Below are 21,108 nucleotides of genomic sequence, written 5' to 3'. Positions count from 1 at the left end.
TTTAGTTGTCTTAGAACTTCTTTTCCAAAAGTATCTTCTAATTTATCTACTTTTTTATTAAATCGTATGTTAAGCATATCTTTTACTATCATATAAACAATTGAACATGAAATTATATATACAAAAAAACTCAATATTATATATATCTTAGCAATACTTTTCATATTATTTTCCTCTTTGACTGTTTATTAATTCATTCTTAATTATATAATATGATTCTTTTAGTCTTTCATGGTATGTTGGCATGATCCAACCATCCAAATCATAAGTAGCACTATGCAGTCTATCTGTTTTATTTCCTTCCTTTACAGTTACCCCTACATTTATATCATTTATCATTAATGGCTTTGTTTTAAATTCTTCATAAAAGTCATTTTGTATTTGTTTTGTTGAAGGGTCCATAAAGTTTAAAATCCCCCATGGAATTCTTAACTCTATATAATTTTCTCCTATATAAAAATCAGATACTGAGTTAAAATCTTTATCTTTTGGATTAGCATTTCCATACACTAATTTACCAGTTTCATAAATTAATTTATCTGCAAATCCTCCTAATGATTCTACATACATTTTAGGTCTTGTTTCTATAAATATTGGAGAAAATTCATCCATATCTGGTGTATGTTTTATTAAATCAGGCCTTATTTGATTATTCTTTTTATTTTCATAGAAATTAAATCTATTATAGTACTCATGAACTAATATTTTAGAATCATTCCTATTTTTTATACTAACTATAAAATCTGATAGACTATCAAATTCTAAATTTAATTGAGAACTTTTATTTGAACCTGATTTTGGTGTTGTATCTAAATCTATATATAAATCTTGCTTATTAAGGTCTAGATTATTCGAAAATTTTAACATTAAGTATAAATACTTTTCATCACTTTTCATTGATAAGCTCATATTACCATTTTTGTTTAAAACATCCTCTTCTTTCCAATCACTTATAGTATTATCCGGGTAACTCACACTTTCTTTTTTACCTGGGTCAAATGCCATAATCCCAAAGTTTTGGCTATATGTTTGAGCATCACTCCAATAGGCTGACCTATCTAAGATTTTACTTTCTTTAGTATTCCATGATGAATTATGCCAGCTATCTTGAAATTCAAATATAAAGTTTCCTGCACAATTAGACCTCTTTATAGATTTATAAACATCTGCTAGTGCTTTCCCCTGCTCTTTTTCATTTATATACCCTTTTGAAAAGTTTTCCATATTAAAGTCACCTGCAACTCTAGCTGAAGGTATCCCAAACTCTCCAATTACAACTGGTATTTTATGATATTCTTTTATCTTTTTAAAATAATAATCCATATTATTTTGATACTCTCTAACTTCAGAGTATGATGGATATACATTGTATGTTGCAAATACACCTGTTTTTAATTTTCTCTTTGCTTTTATATTTTCTGGATTTAGATATTTCTTTAGCTCATCTTCTTTATTATCTTTTGATAATATACTATCTCCTTTTGGATTTTCTCTACTACTTACTATATGATAAGATGAAGATCCTACAAAACTTATAAGGCTTTGCTTTTTATACATTTCTAGTTCATATCCTGCTAAATAGTCTCCTATTTGTGCCATATATGATTCAAATGATGATGCTTTATCATCTGTGTATAAGAACTTTCCACTATAAGATTTTTTTTCATTCATAATCTCAGTATATATAAGATCATGTTTTGCAAATTCTATACCTAGAGTGTATCCAATTACATATTTAGAAATATCAGTATTATAAAATTGAACTATATCAGGCTTATCAAAATTATATGGATTTCCATGAACTGAATCTATTATAAGCTTTACATTAGTTTTAAAAACTTCTTTCAATTTATTACCTTGAGGGTCATATCCATCTTTTAAATAAGTTTCATCAAAATAGATTCCTTGAACTAAGTAAATTGGATTTTCTCTATCTTTGTTAAACTTCTCTAGTGCATTATAAAAGTGTTGACTCATAAGATTTGAAACTTTTATACAGTTTGCTCCCATATCATAAATATACTGTATCCATCTAAGATACTCTTCTTCTTTTACAGTATTTTCACTTGGGAACACCCCTGGCTTAGCTGGATCTAAATTAACTCCAACTATTTCAAACTTTTCCCACTTATTATTCTTAGCTATATATATCTCTTCACCTTTTATTTTTGTAAAATAAGTATCATCCATTCCTGCCATTCTATTTGTAGCTATATCATCTATGAATTTTGCTATTAATATAAATATTATAGTACTAATTATTAAAAATCGTTTCACATGTTATCACTCCTGCTAATTTGCCCATTTTCTAAGACTATCTATATTCTCATCCATCCATTTTCCCCTTTTAACTATAAAGTTTTTCATTAAGTTAATCTCTTCATCATAAGAAGTAGCTTTACCTGTAGCATCTTTTAGTAAATGATCATTCTTTTTTAAGAACTCTTTGTATTTACTTATATCAGCTGAATATTCTCCTGACACATCTCCGTTCTCTTCAAAAACTTCAGCTTGATTAGACATATCCATTGGCCATTGATAAAAGTTTCTCTTACTTGCATCACCTAATGATTTTACTGTTTCATCTATTAGGTTAAGTAAATATTCGTCACTAAGGTATGTTTTTCTAAGTAATTTGTACCTATCTACTACTTTATTTGCAAAGTTAATATCTTCCATTAATCTATCAAACCAAGGTCTTTGGTTCATAAAGAAAGCTGTATAGTCATAGGGTTTACCAATCTCATCATTGTGATTTCCTAATGACTTATTAAAGTCCCATACTGGTCCTGCTTTTATTTTGTCTTCATAGTCTTTGTATATATAAGTACTTAATAATCCTGCGTCCGTATTTTTGAAAAATTCATTTATTATATAATAATCTACAAAAGAATCTATATCTATATACTTGTTATACCCTAATACTGGGTCATTAAATTTGTCTGAATATAAAACTCTTTCAAATTCACTAATATGCTTTTCTATATATTTGTATTTTTCTGGTGTAAGACTATTTTTAGGATATACTACATTAAGACCATAGTGATAAAGGTATGTTTCTTTACCATAACTTTTTAGTTTAATATCTCCTTCTTTTTGTCTATCTTTTGCAAGTATAAAACTAGTTTCATTAAGATTTTTTAAAGACTTAGTTATATCTACTCTCTTGTCACCTCTTTTTATTTTTTCAATCATAACGTAAACACCTTTATAGTGTTTTTCTTTTATTTCTGTACTATTGTCATCAATTAAAAATACTTCACAAAATCTAACATCTGGTGCATATTCCATTATATTTCTAGATGTTTTTAATGCTATATAATTTCTCATAAGCGATTTATCTGCAAATGGACCATTTAATACCCAATCTGAACTTTTTGCCATACCAAGCATTTTCTTTTCATTTTCTTTACCTTTATTAGTTAGAAGTTCAATATTATATTGTTTTTTAGGATATTTACTAGTACTATTCCCTCTTATCTTTATACTTGCTTTACTTACAATATTAGGATCATTTGATAGCTTATTTGACTTTTCTTTATTATCATATACTTGCATATTTACAGGGATTTTTTCTTCTCTTGGAACTAACTTACCATTTGTATCTATTATAACTATCGGTAAGTTAAAATCTGAACTTTCTAGACTGCTTTCATAGGTTTTATTAAGATTTTTATTTTGAATTTTTTTAGCTTCTTCTCGTGATTTTTCCTTTATACTATTTAGATATGCTGAACTAAATATTGCTATAAAAACAAAACTCAGTGCCATAAATGACCTAAATATGTCTTTTTTCATAATTTATCACCTAACCTATTGTTTCTCCATTTTGAGCAACTATATTTACAGTACTTACACCTTCTATTTTATATAATTCATCTATTATATTTTTATCTTCATTATTTTTTATTTTTATTTGATATATTATTTCCATATTATTTCCAACAGAGTTTTTAGCTCTTAACTGACTTCCCTTAAAAGCTTTAAAAACACATCTCATTATGTCTTCTTCTCTTTCTCTATTACCTCTTATAATAAGTATATACCTTTCTTCTTTACCAAATCCACTGAAACTAAACATAGCTAAAACTCCAAATAAAAATAAAGATCCGACAGATGCTATCATATAGTTTCCACTACCAACACTTAAACCTACACCTATGCACCAAAATATATATGCAGTATCCCTTGGATCTTTAATAGCTGTTCTAAAACGAACTATAGATAGTGCACCTACCATACCTAGTGATAACGCTATATCGCTGCCTATAACTATCATTACCATAGTAGTAACTAAAGTTAACATTACTAATGATACATTAAACTTGCGATTATACATTACTCCACTAAAAGTTATTTTATATGTCCAAAATACTACCATTGATAGTATTAATGCTATACTCATCATTTCTATTGCATCAAATGCTGTTATGGTTCCACTTGGTGCAGTTAAATATTTATATAATGTTTCTTTCATTTTTGCCTCCTTTATAACATATAATTTTCAAAAAATCGTCTTGAAGTACAATACTTGCTAAGAGATTGATTTGTTGTATCCAAATCAGTTAATGCTTGAGATATCCAGCAAAATAGCTCTCCATCAAACTTAACTTCTAAAAGTGCATTGTAATAATCTACTATCGGTGTCATTATTACATCCTCACTAAACATATTAAAGTCAAATTCATTGGATCTAATATCACTATCTAAAGTAACTCTTATATTATTTTCATTGTGTATATACGCTCTTCTATTATAATCAACTAAGACTACAGGCTGATATTGTTCTACTGTCATAATATTGTATGCTGAATGAGCAGTTTGATTATCATACTTTAAAAGTACACTGTAATCTTTGTTTATAAGCTTTATCGCATCTTCTCTACTTATTGTTGTTGTTTCTTTAATTTGGCTTATATTTAGTTTTCTTTTTATTTCAAGCTTTACAGTATCTGTATTTGTATCATATATTCTTAGCCTTATTTTTTTCCTTATTTCTTCTCCATCCATTTTTGAAAAATAGTCACAATTATTTATACTATCAAAGTATAAACTCCTAATTCTATATCCGTATTCTTTATTATTTTTATCTGGAGTTAAAACTTTTTTAAATAATTCATTAACTTTGTAATAGTCCATTTCACCTATAGGATATTTAAGCTCCCTTCTATTGACTATCATAATTTTCCTCCTTTCCCGAACAATTGCAAAACTATTTTAACTGTTTTAAATTTATCGAAATTTTATAAATACAGTCTTGTTTTTTGTATATCATAAGTATACTCGAGCAAAACTACTTTTTTCAATATTATATAAGTAATAACCACATTTTTCATCTTCATATATAATATTTTGTCACCTTTTTCCAATATTATTTTTATTGGTAATTATTAAAATTTTTCAAATAGAAATTATAAATATTATAGATATATTAAAATTATGAAATAAAAAAATAAAAAGTATGGCTTAGTTAATTTAATCTAAGCCATACTTTTTATATTATTACTATATTCTTTTTACCATTTTTACCGTTTATTAATTTGAAATCTGCATCTTTTATTATTTTATTAAAATTATTTATACATTTATCTATACCAGAAATACCAAAACTACAAGTTACATTTATATTTTTTCCCTCATAAGTAAATAGCGCTTTCTCTATATCTTTTCTTATTTTTTCAATAATTTCATAACACTCCAGTTTTGATGTTTTATTCATTACTATTACAAACTCATCTCCACCATATCGTCCTACCCATCCATATAAGTTAATATTTCTCTTAATAATATCTGATACAGATTCCAAAATATAATCTCCACACATATGACCATATGTATCATTTATAATTTTAAAGTCATCTATATCCATAATAGCTAAAGATAGGTCATATTGATTTTCTATGGCATTATTTATATCTGATGGTGTTTTTTCATTTATATACCTTCTGTTATAAATATTTGTAACTTCATCTATTATAGCTAAATCATTAAGTCTTTGAATTTCTTTTTCTGCTTGGTCCATAGATTTACTAATTAAACAACCTGTTATATTATCATTAGTTATATCTTTTAAAACCTCAACTATATATTTTTCTTTATTTTTTATTATAGGCGTTGCCATTATAAAGTATATCCGATCTTTTAAGTACTCTACTTTAGTAAATGATTTATTTTCATTATAAGCTCTCATTGAAATACAATTGCTGCATTCAGAATTTTTCCCCCAAAATTCATAACATTTATGTGCACTATATTTTACATCGTCCTTTGAAATTTCTAAAGTACATTTTCTGACTGGATCTAATATTCTCCTATATTCAAATAGCTTATCTATTATATTTTCGTCATCTAATGCTTCTTTATATATATTCACCATTACATCCCCCTAAGGCTTAATACCCATAACTATTAATATATAATATCATTGTTATATTATATATTATCACTTACTTTAGTAATAGTCTAATCTTTCCAAAACAAAATAATACTTGCAAACTTGCAAGTATTATTTTAAAATTCACTTAAATTTTATATATTTAAGTTACTCTGAAATTATCTGTTTATTCATATAAAACTAATATATAATTTTATTTATTCTAAATTAAGTTTTTTATTTAATATATAAACTGTACCAGCAAATAAAAGACCTATTATAATAATACTAATTATAAACATATAATTTGATCCATTTGCTGATAGTTTGCTTACTTGAGAAATACCTGATTCATAATCAAAATCGATTGGCATATGTGAAATTATTGAATTATTTACATGCCCTATAATTACATTAATTATAAAAAATGTTGCAAGTGCTACTATATTTCTATGTTTATTAAACTTAGGTAACTGCCCTACTGATAGTGATAAATATATTTGTAAAATAAATGTTGAGTATGCAAGAAATAACCCTGAAGATATAATAAAAATTAAAGTTCTAAATTCTGGTTGGCTTGATAATCCATTCCAAATTTCATTAAAAGCTAAAGTTATTTCAGAAATATTCATTGCATTGAATATAATCATAAAAGATAAAAGTGCTACTAAACCACTTAAAATAGTAAATATTAATGATGCTAAATATTTTGAAATTATAATACTACTAGTCTTAACTGGCAAAGTAAACATTAAATAACCTTCATCCCCTAAAAGATTTTTTCTAAATCTTTGTATTGCTATAATTATACTTAATACATATAAAGCTACAAAAAGTCCTATTAATACTGTTGTCATTATAAACTGCATTTGGAATAATTCACTTCCACCAAAAAGTCTATTCAAAAATGACATAGCTATTATTGCTATATATATTGGAATAAATATTCTTATATAAGCTTTAAGTTCATATTTTAATAATTTTCCTAACATTTAAATTCCTCCCTAAATAAGGCATCTATAGATTTACCTTTTTCTTCTCTAATACTTTCTACATCCCCTTGAAGTACTATATTTCCATCATATATAAATATTACTTCATCACATATATTTTCAATTTCACTAATTAAATGAGTTGCGATTAATAAAGTACTATCTTCACAGAAATTTGCTAAAATAGTTTTAAGAATATAGCTTCTAGCAGCTGGATCAACTCCACCAATTGGCTCATCTAATACATATAAACTTGCCTTTCTTGACATAACTAATATTAACTGTACTTTTTCTTTAGTCCCTTTTGACATAGTCTTAAGTTTTTCATTTTTATCAATATTTAAGCTTTCAAGCATATCATAAGCTTTATTAACATCAAAGTCTTCATAAAAATCTTCAAAGAATTTAATAATATCAGTAACCTTCATCCAATCATTAAGATAAGTTCTTTCTGGAAGATAAGATACTGTTTTTTTAGTTTCAACAGATGGTTCAATTCCATTTACTAAAACTATTCCATCATTTGGTGTTAATAATCCATTTATAAGTTTTATCATAGTACTTTTACCATTTCCATTTGGTCCTAAAAGACCTATTATCTTTCCTTTTTTCAAGTTTAAATTTATACCTTTTAAAACTTCTTTTTTACCATAGCTTTTGTGTACATTCTTAAATTCTACAATACTATTCACTATATTCCCTCCCTTAAATTCTCCGTTACAAGGTCTATAATTTCTCCATTATTATATCCAAGTTTTACTAGAGTATCTTTTAATTCTTTTATTCTTAAATTTGCTACTTCTTCTCTCATGTCTTTAATTTTTTCTTCATCATCAGTTACAAACCTTCCACTAGTTCGTTTACTATAAACTAATCCTTCTCTTTCAAGTTCTGATAATGCTTTTTGCATAGTGTTTGGATTTACTTCAGCTTCTTGTGCCATGAGCCTTACTGGATCTAGCTTAGAACCTACTTGTAATTCACCTGATATTATACTTAGTTTTAGTTGTTCTACTAACTGTATATATATCGGCTTATTATTATCTATTTCCCATTCCATTTTTTCACCACCTTATTGTATTAATATAATAGTACAATAATACAAAAAAAATTGCAATAATTTTTTATAAAATAAAAATTCACTTCATAAATATATAAAAAGCTATGTTAAATAACATAGCTTTTTTATATATTAATCTAAAGTTACATTCTCTATAGCTAAATTTTTATAGAAATTAGTATCAGCTAATGACATATATGGAATTAACCATAAAAATCCTATTCCAAATGTTATTACTGAAAGTATACCCCAACCTAAAAAGCTTAACTGTAGAACAAAGTATTTCCATTTATTACCTTTCATTATTTTTATACTTAAGCTCATAGCTTCTAATAATCCTATACCATCTTTTTCAATTATAATATAAGGTACCTGTGCTACTGCAAAAGTGAATATTATAAATGCTATATACATTAAACATATTAAAACTATTCCTACTATGTTTGCAATTGTTATTCCATCACTATAAAATAATGAAGCTGCAATTAATCCAGTTGATGCAAATACAGATATGAATCCTATTATCATCGAAATTATTCCTATTATAACAGTATATCCTAATGCTTTTAGTAATTTATTAGATGGTACTAAAACATCTTTAAATAAAGCGTTTCCATCCTTTTTCAAAAATTCTAAATAAAAATTAGGTAATCCTATAGTTGCCCATACAGAAATTGCCCATACCACTACAAATGTTATTATGATAGTTGGTAAAGACTGTGCTTCTTCCTGAAATAAGCTAGCTATAATTGTTACTATTAAATATGCTAATGTTAATAGTACTGGAGTTTTCCAATGTCCTTTAAGTTGGCTTTTTGTAAGTTCTTTTAATTCTATTCTGTTCATGTAACAACCTCCTTTAATAATATATATATTATTCATTGTGTAATTATGTGCCTTAGTAAAATTTTATTATTCGAGCTTAATAACAAAAGATATAAAATTTACTTTATAATTAAATAATCAAAAAAGAATTGCCTTCAAATGATTAAACCATTTGAAGGCAATTCTTTAAATTAATACCTAGAACCAATTAAGTTGGCACGTTTCATATTTATTTTTATAGCTATCTATAATATCTTCCATTTTGTATAAAATATTGTATTTATTACACTCTAATTCAAATAAATCTCTTAATTTTTTAGATTTAATGGATTCGTATTCATATCTATCTCCATAAATTTCAATATACCTATTTACTATATCTTTAGAAAATATAGTTTTTAATTTATCATAATAATATTCTCTTTGATTTTGTCTAAGAGTTACTCCTATACCATAGGAAAAATAAATTTAGCCCCACATTCATAAGCTTTAAAGCGTCTCTAGTAAGCATATATTTTGCTTCAAATGGATTATAAGGATCACTCATTGCTCCAGTTCCTATAACACCTTTTTTTCTTTTACCTTTTAATTCTTTTTTAATCATTTCTATTGAGTTTTCTTTAATTCTAACTCTATCAAAATCTATTATCTGATAACAACTACTTCGAGAATCACAATAAATACATCCATGTGGACATCCTTTATATATATTCATATTGTAATTTATAGAAAACCAAGGATTATTTTCTATATAATTAGAAATTATAGATTTTGCTTTTATAAACTCCATTTTAGTATCCTCCACGTTTATGCATTATAACTTATTTGTATAAAATTTAATACTTATTTTATCTTAAAATAAGAAACAAAAATTTCGTATTTAATTATTAATAATATCTGATTTAATATTTTCTGTCCCTGGAATTGTAAATATAATAGATATAATCCCACACACTATCATAAGCATTGGATAAAACATATAAGGTACAATAGTAAATGGAGATACTCCTGCAAGAGATGATGCAACTAATAGTTGCCCTCCATATGGTATTATTCCTTGAAATGCACTAGAAAATATATCTAATAAACTAGCACTTTTTCTAGGGTCGATATCAAATTCATCAGAAATTTCTTTTGCAATAGGTCCTACCATAATTATAGATATAGTATTATTAGCTGTACAGATATCTGCTAAACTAACAAGAGCTGCTATTCCAAATTCTGCACCTTTTTTATTTTTTATTTTACTTTTAGTAAATGAAAGTAACCACTCTATTCCTCCATTTACCTTTATAAGTTCCACTAATCCTCCTATAACTATTGATATCATAGCTAGATTTTGCATGCCTACCATACCTTCAAAACTGACTTCAAATAATCCCCATATGTTAAATGATTCAGTTATAATTCCGATTAATCCACTAATTAATATTCCACTAGTTAAAACTACAAAAACATTTACACCTAATAATGCCATTAACAAAACTAAAATATATGGAATTATTTTTATTAATGAATAAGATGTATCTCCACTTATATTTCCACTTCCCGAACCTATAACTATAAATATGATAGATGTTAATATTGCTGCTGGAAGTACTATTTTAAAGTTAGTTTTAAACTTATCTTTCATATTACAATTTTGAGTATTAGCTGCTGCTATAGTTGTATCCGATATCATCGATAAATTATCTCCAAACATAGCTCCACCGATTATAGCTCCTAAGCAAAGAGTTAATCCTATTGAAGTTTTATCTGAAATCCCTATAGCAATAGGTACAAGAGCTACTACTGTTCCTGTTGATGTTCCCATAGATGTTGATACAAAACATGATACTAAGAACATTCCTACTACTAAAAGGCTTGGTGGCAATATTGACATTCCAAAATTAACTGTTGATTCTACTCCTCCCATAGCTTTTGTAACTGAACCAAATGCACCTGCTAATAAAAATATTACACACATTAACATAACATTAGAATTTCCTGCTCCCTTAGTAAATACTTCTAGCTTTGTATTTAAATCTCTTTTATTATCGATTAATATTGCTACACCAACTGATATAAAAAAGCCAACCAAAATAGGCATTTTAGAAAAATCTCCTGTTATTAATGCTGCAGATACAAATAATAGTATAAAAACTACTAATGGTGCTAATGCTAATGGATTTCCACTTATTCTCTTATTCATACAATACCCCCTGTTATATTTTTAGATTCTAATAAAAAATTCGCTTTGCTCATGCCGCCAACGACCTAAAAAACAGGTCCGTTGCCTGAGCAACTGTGTTGGCGAAACATTTTAAGTTTAGATGATATCAAATTGTAACTTATCCACAAAATAGATAAATTATAATTTGTTTATAATTAAAAAAAGCTTAAGTATAAACTTAAGCTTTTTAGCGAATTTATACTTATCTTTCAGCTTTGTGCTGCAGGATTTAGCACCATTGCATATTTAATATGCTGGTTGCCGGGTTTCAAAGGGCCAGTCCCTCCACCTCTCTAAATAAGTTTATTTATTTGTTATAGTAATCTAATAAATATACGGTGTCAATTATAAAAAATAAATGCTATATAATATTTATTTTTTATAATATTTAAAACTTTGCTTAAATATACTACTAATTATATGTCCATACTATTTAATATTTCTTTAAGAGCTTTTAGTTCATCAACTGTAAAAGTTAATCCTTTACCCATCTTCTCGTGTTCTTCATCCCATTCTCTTATATCATATTTAGCTTTATTATTATTCCAGCTAACTAAATTTAGCTCCTTTTTCCATCCTTTTGATGATTCTGAAATAACCCCATATTCATACTCTATATCAAATTTAATATTTGCCATATTTATATCTCCTTTATACTTAGTTTGTATTTTGAGCTGCTAATTTATATTGGTTTTCTCCTATTTTTTCAATATCAACTATAACAAACTTATCTTTAACCCAATTATCACTAGACTTAACTCCATTTCCAGTTGTAAAATAGTCAACATATCCATCAACTGACTGTATATCATAGTTCATACTAACTCTAAAATCTCCATTATCTAAGTCACTTTTAAAAGTAACATTTTTTACCTTGTAATTTTTTAATATATTAATATATTCTCCAGATTCTACTTTAATATTTCCATAATCGTATGCTAAAAGGATTTCAAATAACTTTTTAGCTATCTTTTTTTATCAGTCTCTGAAGTTTCTATTACACTTGTGTGGTTTCCTATTTTTAAACGTCCTTCTCCTATATTATCATAGCTTTCCTTGCTTAATATATCCTTCCACAAATTTAAATCTTGTGGTAATTTTCTTAAATCAGTTTTTATAACTTCTTCTATTTGACTTCTATTGTAAGTGTATATAACACCATGTTCTTCTCCTAGCTTTATATTAACTATATCAAGATTATCAACTAATGCAAATAATATAACTGAATTAGTATAAAGTAAGTTTGTTATATTATTTTCTTTATATTCATTACCTAATTTATAATTAACAGTAATTTCATAAGGCTGTTTGTCTGTTTGCAAACTAAAACCATCCTTTGAATTATTTCCCGGCAAATACTCTAAAATACTTGAAATTTTAGAAGAGTTACCTATTTTTGTACCTTTAAATTTTGATAATTCATTTAAATCAATACTACTTTCTTTTTTTATATCTTTATTAACTTTAATATTCAAATTCTCTTTAGATTCACAACCTACTAGACCTATTGCACTTGTTATTATCATAATTGAAGTAATTATGCTAGCTATTTTCTTCATCTATCGTCTCCTTATCTTCTATGTAGTATACATTTTAGTAAAATTTTTCGAATATAAGAATAATTTTTAATTGTTCTTCTAAATTAAATCCTAAATTTCCCATATATCTAATTATACCATTATGTTTTGAGTTATTATCATTAAGTTGAATTTATCTATCTCTTATATGCTTTTATTTCTAACTTCTAATTTAACCAATCTCCTCAATGCTATAGATAAATTTCATATATCTTTCAAATATGATATGTATGAAAGTATAGACTCTATAAATAAAAAAATCAATATTATCAACATTATTGTAACTTTATCTTCATATTATAACTATAATTAACAAGAATTCTTAGCTCATACTATATTAATAAATAAAAAAAGAAGGCCTAAGCCTTCTTCTTTTATTTATTATTTTTTACTAATGTTACTCTTGAATTATCTAATCCATCTATCATAAAATCAAATTCATCTAATTTTTCATATTGACTAACATCAAAAGTGATAGAAACATAATCTTTTCCATCTTTACTCTCCATCCATCCTGGCCTTTCACTTTTGTATTCTTTCCCATTTTTATCTACTAATTTTGCATTTAACATTATAAGCTCATCTATCGGCTCATTAACCGCAAAATCTATCTTTATTCCAGTTGCAAATCCTTTTGCTTCAATTATTTCTACTTTTTCATTTTTATCTTTAGCTACATAACTCACTTCTTTATTATTTGTAATAAAATCATCAAAATCTAATTTTAAGTCCCAATTTCCTTCTATGTTTGATATCTTATTAGTTTGTATTCTAAGTCCTTTTATATCCCCTAGTGAACCTTGTGATGAAGTAAACACACACCAAAAATATACTTCATTTTCATTTAATTTGCTTACATCTATATCTTCATCAGCACCTGAAGTCAAATGATATTCATTTCCATTTTCATCAGTTAATGGAGGAGACATTATACCATCTTTTCCATATGTTTGAAGTATTCTTCCTTTATCATCACTTATAGTAAAATGATTCATTATACTTTTATTTTTAGTTTCTGGATTTTTGAACTTTTTTAATTCATTTACATCCTTTGAACTTAGCTTAAATTTAATATTTATAATAGTAGGATCTGCTACTAAATCTACTACTTCTAACCTTATTCCATTACTTTCACTAAATACGCCTTCTACTTTTTGTTCATATCCATTTTCTTTTGCATTTTGAACTCCTCTATATCTTCCTTCAAATAATACTTTATTAATACTAGCTAATACTGGCTTACCGAAACTTAAACCGCCTATAACAACCATTACTACCGCAGCTGCTACTGTTTTTTTATTTATATATTTTTTCTTATCTTTTATATTTTCTTTTTCCATATCTTTTATCATATTAAATGCATCCTCTTTTTTATTTATTATGCTTTGTGGTATATATTCTTCTTTATTTAAGTTTTCTTTTATTAATTTATCTAAATCATTTTGCATTTATAATCCCTCCTTCTTCATTGTTTAGCAAAAAATTTTTAAGCTGTTTTTTCCCCCTAGAAATTCTAGATTTTATTGTGTTTTCATTTTCATTTAAAATTTCACTTATTTCTCTAGAATTAAATCCTTCGACATAATATAGATTAAGTACTAATTTATAATCCTTATTTAATTTTTCAAAAGCTTCATCAAATTCTAATTTATCATGTGTTTGGTCACTATAGCCTTCTTCCTTATAACTGTCTATAAATATAATATTTTTATTGTTTCTTATAATATCATTGCACTTATTAATTAAAATTCTTGTAATCCAGGTTTTAAAATATGTAGTTTGTTTTAGAGTATGAATACTTTTATAAGCGGATATTATTGTTTCTTGTATTGCATCACCTATGTCTTCTTCATTATGAAGTATTGCTTTAGCCGCTTTATACATAGAAATTTCGTGTTTATTAATCAAACTTATAAAAGCTTCACTATCTCCTTTCATTGCTTTTTTTACTAAAAATTCCATTTTATCCTCCATTTTGTTATCTTTTACAATCATTAGACGTACATTTTATTTAATTAGTTGCATATATTATTATTTTTTTATATTATTTTTAAATCTATAAAAAATAGTAGTTACTAAAAAGTAACTACTATTTTAACATGTATTATGCTTTAGTTTTATTTTAATTAATATATTCTTCTTCTATTTCGCTTGTTATATCTTTTATATCTACTATTTTATTTTTATATGTGATTTTCATCTTTATATAATTAAGTTTATTTTTGTAATCTTTTTTAGGTATTTCTACTTTGTATCCTTTATCTTGCCAAGTAGTCCCATCTATATCATTTTGTTTTTCTTCATAGTATTCGCATTTATAAGTTTTTTCACTTTCACCTATTCCAAGTATTATATCTATAGATTTTATCTCTTGATTACCTCCATCTTTTTTATTAGATTCATAATAATTTCCATCATCATCTACATACATATTATTTAAATTTACATATATACTTAATTTTTCTCCATCTACATCATTATCTTCTCCATAACTAATCGATGGAGGATATGGAATAAACTCATGTTTATCTAAATCAGTTATATCTCCACTTTCAGATATACTACCTTTTGTTACTACTTTATATTTATATTCTGAACCTATATTATACTCCATAACTCCTGTATATGATAAATTCCCATCTTCAGCTAAACTAATCTCAGTCCATTTATCTGATTTATCTTCTTTATACATAAAATATACTTTAGAATCATTACTCGATTTACTTAAATCTACTCTTATATTTAGTATATACTTATCATTTTCTACTTTATCTAGTTTAAAGTTTACATCTTTTGTAAGATGTGTTTTAGCTAATTCTTCATTTAATGTACTTTGAACATTTAGACTTACATTATTAATTAAATCCATAGCCTGACTATGATTTCCAAATGTTGTATTCGATAAATTTTCTACTTTTTTGTTCATTATTAATATAACTATAAGCTGGTATATTAAAGCTATAATTACTAATGATATAACCCCTATTTTTAAATATTTTTCCATAAATCCTTCTCCCTCATATAAAATTCATCCCAAATACATAGTATCATAACTCATAAATATTAAATATAAATATATAGTTACAATTAATATCTATATTTATAATACTTCCTGGTATTTCTCCTTTTGTCCACCATTTACCTAAAAAACTTTAATTATAATAAAAAAGAGATATATTAAAATAATTTCAATATATCTCTTTTACTAATTTGTATTTTTATTAGGCTTTTTTATTTATTGGTTTTTTAAGTATTCCAAGAAGTAACATTCCAACCACTGAACCTGCGATTATTGCTATTATATATCCTACTGGATTTGATACAACTGGTATTACAAATATTCCACCATGTGGTGCACGAAGACCTACATTAAATATCATACTTAAAGCTCCTGCAACTCCTGAACCTACAATACATGCTGGTAATACATGAAGTGGATCTGCAGCTGCAAATGGTATTGCACCTTCTGTTATAAAAGATAGTCCCATAACATAATTTACTTTACCTGATTCTCTTTCCTCTTTTGTAAATCTATTTTTAAAGAATGTTGTAGCTAAACCTATTGCTAGTGGTGGAACCATACCTCCAGCCATAACAGCTGCCATTATTTCGTATTGTCCAGACTCAAGTGATGCTAAACCAAATACATAAGCTGCTTTATTTATCGGGCCACCCATATCTGCTGCCATCATAGCTGCAACTAATATTCCAAGAAGTACTTTTGAACTAGTACCTAAACTCATTAAGAAGTTTTGTATTGCTGTATTTACTGCTGCAACTGGAGGCATTATTATAAATGTCATTATTACTGCCATTATAAGGGTCCCAAATAATGGGAATAACAGTACTGGTTTAATTCCATCAAGTGATTGTGGTAAATCTGAGAATAATTTTTTAAGGCCTAAGACTAAGTATCCTGCTATAAATCCTGCAAGTAAAGCACCTAAAAATCCTGCTCCACCATCTCTTGAAATAACGCCACCAACAAAACCTACAACCATCGCTGGTCTATCAGCTATTGAGTAAGCAATATATCCTGCAAGTATTGGTAGCATAAAGCTAAATGCTATATCTCCTATACCCTTTAGGTATGCTGCCACTGGAGTATTTGAACCAAAGTTAGAGCCACCTACTTGACCTAAAACAGTATCTATTAAAAATGCAAGTGCTATTAATATACCACCAGCTACAACAAATGGTAACATATTAGATACACCATTCATTAAATGCTTGTATATCTTTCTAAATGTTGTTTCATCTTCATCAAAACTAGAAGTAGAACTTCCTGAACCACTATGATTATAAACTGGTGCATCACCTTTTGATGCTCGCTCTATTAATTCATCTGCTTTGTGTATCCCATTGGCAACCTTAGTTATTATAACTTTTTTACCATTAAATCTTGCCATTTCAACATTTTTATCAGCTGCTACTATTATACACTCTGCATGTTCTATTTCCTCAGGTGTTAATACATTTTTAGCCCCAGCTGAACCGTTTGTCTCTACTTTTATAGAAACACCTTTTTTCTCACCCATTTTATTTAAGCTCTCTGCCGCCATAAATGTATGTGCAATCCCTGTTGGGCAAGCTGTAACTGCAAGTACCTTTGGGTAACCTGATTCTTTAGATATTACTTCTTCAACATATTCATCAGCAAATTTTTCTCTTTCTTTATCATCTATTAATTTAATAAACTCATCTACTGAAGATGCATTTATTAAATTATTTCTAAATTCTTCATCCATAAGTATAGTAGATAATCTTGATAATACTTCTAAATGCGTGTCGTTTGCACCTTCTGGAGCAGCTATCATAAATATTAAATGTGATAAACTACCGTCAAAAGATTCATAATCAACTCCAACTTTAGAAACTGCTGCTGCAAGTGCTGCCTTTTTTACAGCTTTTGATTTAGCATGAGGTATCGCTACTCCCTCACCTATTCCTGTTGTACTTAAGTTTTCACGAGCAAGTATTGCTTCTTTATATCCTTCTTTATTAGATAAATTATTTCCATTGTTCATTAAATCGACCATTGTATCAATAGTTTTTAACTTACTTTCGCCTGGTAAATCTAATTTGACACAACTTTTATTAATTAAGTCAGTTATTTTCATATTATATTATTATCTCCTTTACTATAATTTCACTTAAAAGGCTTTCTATAAATTCTCTTTTAGCTAAGTCACTACAAAATGCTGTTGCACTTCCACAAGCTGTACCTAGTTTTAAAGCTTCTTCATAACTATTAGTACTTACATATCCAGAAATGAATCCTGCTACCATTGAGTCTCCAGCTCCAACTGAATTTATAACTTTTCCTTTGGCAACATTACTTATAAAGACTCTATTTTCCTCATTAACTAGTATTGCTCCATTCTTGCCCATAGATACTAATACATTTTTAGCTCCCATATCCTTTAGCTTTCTAGCATAAAGAGCTACATCTTCATTTGATTTTAGTTTTACATTAAACATTTCTTCTAATTCATGATTATTTGGCTTTATTAAAAATGGCTTGTGTTTTAAAACATTTAAAAGTAAATCTTTAGTTGCATCAACTACTACCCTAACATATTTATTTTCTAATCTTTTCATTATATTTTCATATAGATTTTCACTAAGAGTCTTAGGTATACTTCCAGATAAAACTAAAATATCACCTTCATTTAGTTTATCTATTTTTTTATATAATTGATTTAGTTTTTGATTATTTATATGTGGTCCTTGTCCATTTATCTCTATTTCTTCATTACTCTTTATTTTTACATTTATTCTTGTAAATCCATTTTCTAAATCTATAAAATCAGTTTTAAGACCTTTTTTATCAAGAGAATCTTTTATAAAAGCTCCGCTAAATCCACTTATAAAACCTAGAACTGTACTTTCATATCCTAACTCTTTAAGTACTCCAGATACATTTATCCCTTTTCCACCAGGATATACATTTTCACTACTTATTCTATTTACACTTCCTGTTTTTAAATTATCTAACATTATTACATAATCTATTGCAGGGTTTAATGTCACTGTATAAATCATATGCTACACCTCTTTCTTAATTTTTAAGAAATATTATATTATTATAATACTTAGAAAACATTTTCCGTGAAAGTCAAAAAATTTCTCTTAATCAAAAGAGAAATTTATCTTTATTACTTAAACATATTTACAAACTTTTCGAAACTTCCATTTTCACATATGCTAACAACTTTTGCAATTGAATCGACTCTTTTGTATATAGTAGAAAATAATTCTTCATAATCTAAAACCGTTTCAGAATTAACTGCTAGAATTATAACCAGCCTTACTTTTGATAATTCCCAGTTTATTGGACTTTTAAGTATTCCTATTGCTATTTTATTATTATATATTGTTCCATTTGCACCATGCGGAATAGCTACCATATTTCCAATTTCAGTAGTTGCTATTTTCTCTCTATCAAAAAATGAATTTTTCATATCACTATCTATATAACCCAGTTCTATTAATTTGTTTGCCATAAAATCAATAACTTCTTCTTTATTTTTAAAGTCTAAGTTAGTAAAAAATAGTTCTTTATCAAATATATTTTTAATATTAATATCTACATATATATTTTCTGTTTCTATATATTTTTCGATAATTTTAACCTCTTTGTCACTTAAAAGAGGAGATATGTTTATAACTGGTATTGATTCAATGTCTATAGGAACCGTTGATATTATAAAATCCACTTCAATAACATTTATATAATCTACTAAATAAGCAGGTATAATCTTTAATATTTCAAGCTTTTCTTTAAATATACTTTCAAGCTTTGATTTTATAAGCATAGATGTCCCTATACCTGAAGTGCATACTATTATAGTTTTAAAAATCTTTTTTTCATTCTTATATGACGCTCTTTCAAGTGCTCCACCTACATGTATAGCTATATTTGCTATTTCATTTTCACTTATTTCTATGTCTAAATCTTTTTCTATAGTTTTCTTTGCTATTTTTGCTAATTCAAATGCAAATGGATATTTTATTTTTATATCTAATGGCTTTATATCATAGCTTTCTATTCCTAGTTTCATCTTTTTATATAAACTATTTATGTGATTGTATAAACAATCCTTAAATATCTCATCATCTTTTATATTAATAGATGTAGCTAATTTTAAATTTTCACAAAACTCGTTTATAGCATCTTTTATTATATCTTTATTTTTATCATTATTTATTACTATATTTCTCTTATTTTTATAATCATTTATGTAGTTTTTTATAAATTCTTCATTATTATAATTCCCTCTACTTAAATACAGTAATATATGATTAATTATATTTTTAAATTCTGTATCTAATAATATTAGCTTCTCATTATTTAAGCTATTTAATACAATTTTTTTTATTATAAATATATTATTTTTTACTCCATCACTTAAAAATTCATTTAAATTGAGTTCATTATCTGATTTTATGCATAGGTCTATTATGCACCTTATTATATTTTCCTCTATTTTATCTATATATATTCCTTGCTTATGTTTTGTTAATATTTCAATATTATATTTAGCTAATACTTTTTTAACGTCTTTTAAATCATTCTTAATAGTAGAAGTACTTACATACATTAAATCTGCTAAATCTTCAATTCTTATAGCATTACTTTCCTTTGAACTTAGAATTAATAAGGTTTTTATTATATAATGAACTCTGTCTATATCATTATAAGTATCACTGTTAATATTTATATCTTCAACACTACCTTCTAACTTATATCCAACTCCCCTTATTGATAAAATTTGGGCATTTTTAAGTTCTTTATTTAATAATTTTATTTCACTTTGAATGGTTTTAGTAGAACATCCTATCTCTTGACTAAGCGCTATACTACTTACTGGCTGGTCTGAATTCAAAAGAATATTTATTATATTTAATGCTCTTGAGTTAATATTTGTCATAATCAATTAAGCCCCTTCTAATTTTATTTAATATCATCTTATATACCCTAAAATTTTATTTTTATTATAATACATTATCATAATCTATACTTAAATAAAAAAATAGCCTAGAATTTTTTAAAATGTATCCTATAG

General features: G+C 26.2%; 19 protein-coding genes, 1 pseudogene and 1 riboswitch. All 20 genes and pseudogenes read right to left on the bottom strand.

Features of this window, described 5'->3' with window-relative positions:
- Positions 1-165: 165 nt before the first annotated feature.
- Positions 166-2,277 (bottom strand): hypothetical protein, encoded by a 2,112-nt coding sequence (locus JWF52_RS15250; RefSeq protein ID WP_208334388.1) that lies wholly within the window; start codon positions 2,275-2,277, stop codon positions 166-168.
- 15 nt (positions 2,278-2,292) lie between these two features.
- Positions 2,293-3,798, bottom strand: coding sequence for a CotH kinase family protein (locus JWF52_RS15245; RefSeq protein ID WP_208334387.1), 1,506 nt, complete (start codon positions 3,796-3,798; stop codon positions 2,293-2,295).
- 10 nt (positions 3,799-3,808) lie between these two features.
- Positions 3,809-4,477 carry a DUF4956 domain-containing protein gene (locus JWF52_RS15240; RefSeq protein WP_042273235.1) on the bottom strand — a complete coding sequence of 223 codons (669 nt, stop codon included), beginning with the start codon at positions 4,475-4,477 and terminating at the stop codon, positions 3,809-3,811.
- Positions 4,478-4,488: 11 nt separating this feature from the next.
- Complete coding sequence (locus JWF52_RS15235; protein ID WP_208334386.1) at positions 4,489-5,181, bottom strand: polyphosphate polymerase domain-containing protein; 693 nt, start codon at positions 5,179-5,181, stop codon at positions 4,489-4,491.
- Between the two features lie 313 nt (positions 5,182-5,494).
- On the bottom strand, positions 5,495-6,376 hold the full coding sequence (locus JWF52_RS15230) for a GGDEF domain-containing protein (protein ID WP_208334385.1): 882 nt from the start codon (positions 6,374-6,376) through the stop codon (positions 5,495-5,497).
- 215 nt (positions 6,377-6,591) lie between these two features.
- A complete protein-coding gene (locus JWF52_RS15225) occupies positions 6,592-7,365 on the bottom strand; it encodes an ABC transporter permease (RefSeq protein WP_208334384.1) in 774 nt (257 codons plus the stop codon).
- Positions 7,359-8,057, bottom strand: a complete 699-nt coding sequence (locus tag JWF52_RS15220) for an ABC transporter ATP-binding protein (protein ID WP_208334383.1) — start codon at positions 8,055-8,057, stop codon at positions 7,359-7,361. The genes JWF52_RS15225 and JWF52_RS15220 overlap by 7 nt, the downstream gene beginning before the upstream one ends.
- A complete protein-coding gene (locus tag JWF52_RS15215) occupies positions 8,057-8,425 on the bottom strand; it encodes a GntR family transcriptional regulator (protein ID WP_042273227.1) in 369 nt (122 codons plus the stop codon). The genes JWF52_RS15220 and JWF52_RS15215 overlap by 1 nt, the downstream gene beginning before the upstream one ends.
- Positions 8,426-8,557: 132 nt before the next feature.
- Positions 8,558-9,271 carry a DUF975 family protein gene (locus tag JWF52_RS15210; RefSeq protein ID WP_208334382.1) on the bottom strand — a complete coding sequence of 238 codons (714 nt, stop codon included), beginning with the start codon at positions 9,269-9,271 and terminating at the stop codon, positions 8,558-8,560.
- 177 nt (positions 9,272-9,448) lie between these two features.
- A pseudogene (locus JWF52_RS15205) lies at positions 9,449-10,040 on the bottom strand (radical SAM family protein).
- Positions 10,041-10,130: 90 nt separating this feature from the next.
- Positions 10,131-11,441, bottom strand: coding sequence for a Na+/H+ antiporter NhaC family protein (locus JWF52_RS15200; protein ID WP_208334381.1), 1,311 nt, complete (start codon positions 11,439-11,441; stop codon positions 10,131-10,133).
- Between the two features lie 220 nt (positions 11,442-11,661).
- Positions 11,662-11,766, bottom strand: a riboswitch (SAM riboswitch).
- Positions 11,767-11,878: 112 nt separating this feature from the next.
- Positions 11,879-12,100: a YdbC family protein gene (locus JWF52_RS15195; protein ID WP_208334380.1), complete on the bottom strand. Its 222-nt coding sequence runs from the start codon at positions 12,098-12,100 to the stop codon at positions 11,879-11,881.
- Positions 12,101-12,119: 19 nt separating this feature from the next.
- Complete coding sequence (locus tag JWF52_RS15190) at positions 12,120-12,281, bottom strand: hypothetical protein (RefSeq protein ID WP_208334379.1); 162 nt, start codon at positions 12,279-12,281, stop codon at positions 12,120-12,122.
- Positions 12,282-12,427: 146 nt separating this feature from the next.
- Entirely contained in the window at positions 12,428-13,021 is a 594-nt protein-coding gene (locus JWF52_RS15185; RefSeq protein ID WP_208334378.1) for a DUF4825 domain-containing protein, read from the bottom strand.
- Positions 13,022-13,413: 392 nt separating this feature from the next.
- Positions 13,414-14,487: a DUF4179 domain-containing protein gene (locus JWF52_RS15180; protein WP_208334377.1), complete on the bottom strand. Its 1,074-nt coding sequence runs from the start codon at positions 14,485-14,487 to the stop codon at positions 13,414-13,416.
- Positions 14,477-15,001, bottom strand: coding sequence for an RNA polymerase sigma factor (locus tag JWF52_RS15175; RefSeq protein WP_208334376.1), 525 nt, complete (start codon positions 14,999-15,001; stop codon positions 14,477-14,479). The genes JWF52_RS15180 and JWF52_RS15175 overlap by 11 nt, the downstream gene beginning before the upstream one ends.
- A gap of 160 nt (positions 15,002-15,161) precedes the next feature.
- Complete coding sequence (locus JWF52_RS15170; protein ID WP_208334375.1) at positions 15,162-16,043, bottom strand: hypothetical protein; 882 nt, start codon at positions 16,041-16,043, stop codon at positions 15,162-15,164.
- Between the two features lie 217 nt (positions 16,044-16,260).
- Entirely contained in the window at positions 16,261-18,159 is a 1,899-nt protein-coding gene (locus JWF52_RS15165) for a PTS fructose transporter subunit IIABC (RefSeq protein WP_208334374.1), read from the bottom strand.
- Between the two features lies 1 nt (position 18,160).
- The gene (gene pfkB / locus JWF52_RS15160; RefSeq protein ID WP_208334373.1) at positions 18,161-19,084 is read right to left on the bottom strand and encodes a 1-phosphofructokinase; all 924 of its coding nucleotides are present in this window, start codon (positions 19,082-19,084) and stop codon (positions 18,161-18,163) included.
- A gap of 113 nt (positions 19,085-19,197) precedes the next feature.
- Positions 19,198-20,973: a BglG family transcription antiterminator gene (locus tag JWF52_RS15155; protein WP_286184213.1), complete on the bottom strand. Its 1,776-nt coding sequence runs from the start codon at positions 20,971-20,973 to the stop codon at positions 19,198-19,200.
- Positions 20,974-21,108 lie beyond the last annotated feature (135 nt).

Origin of the sequence: Clostridium sp. CCUG 7971 (genome assembly GCF_017590215.1) — a bacterium.
Taxonomy (GTDB): domain Bacteria; phylum Bacillota; class Clostridia; order Peptostreptococcales; family Peptostreptococcaceae; genus Faecalimicrobium.
This window is presented reverse-complemented; position numbering and strand designations above follow the sequence as displayed.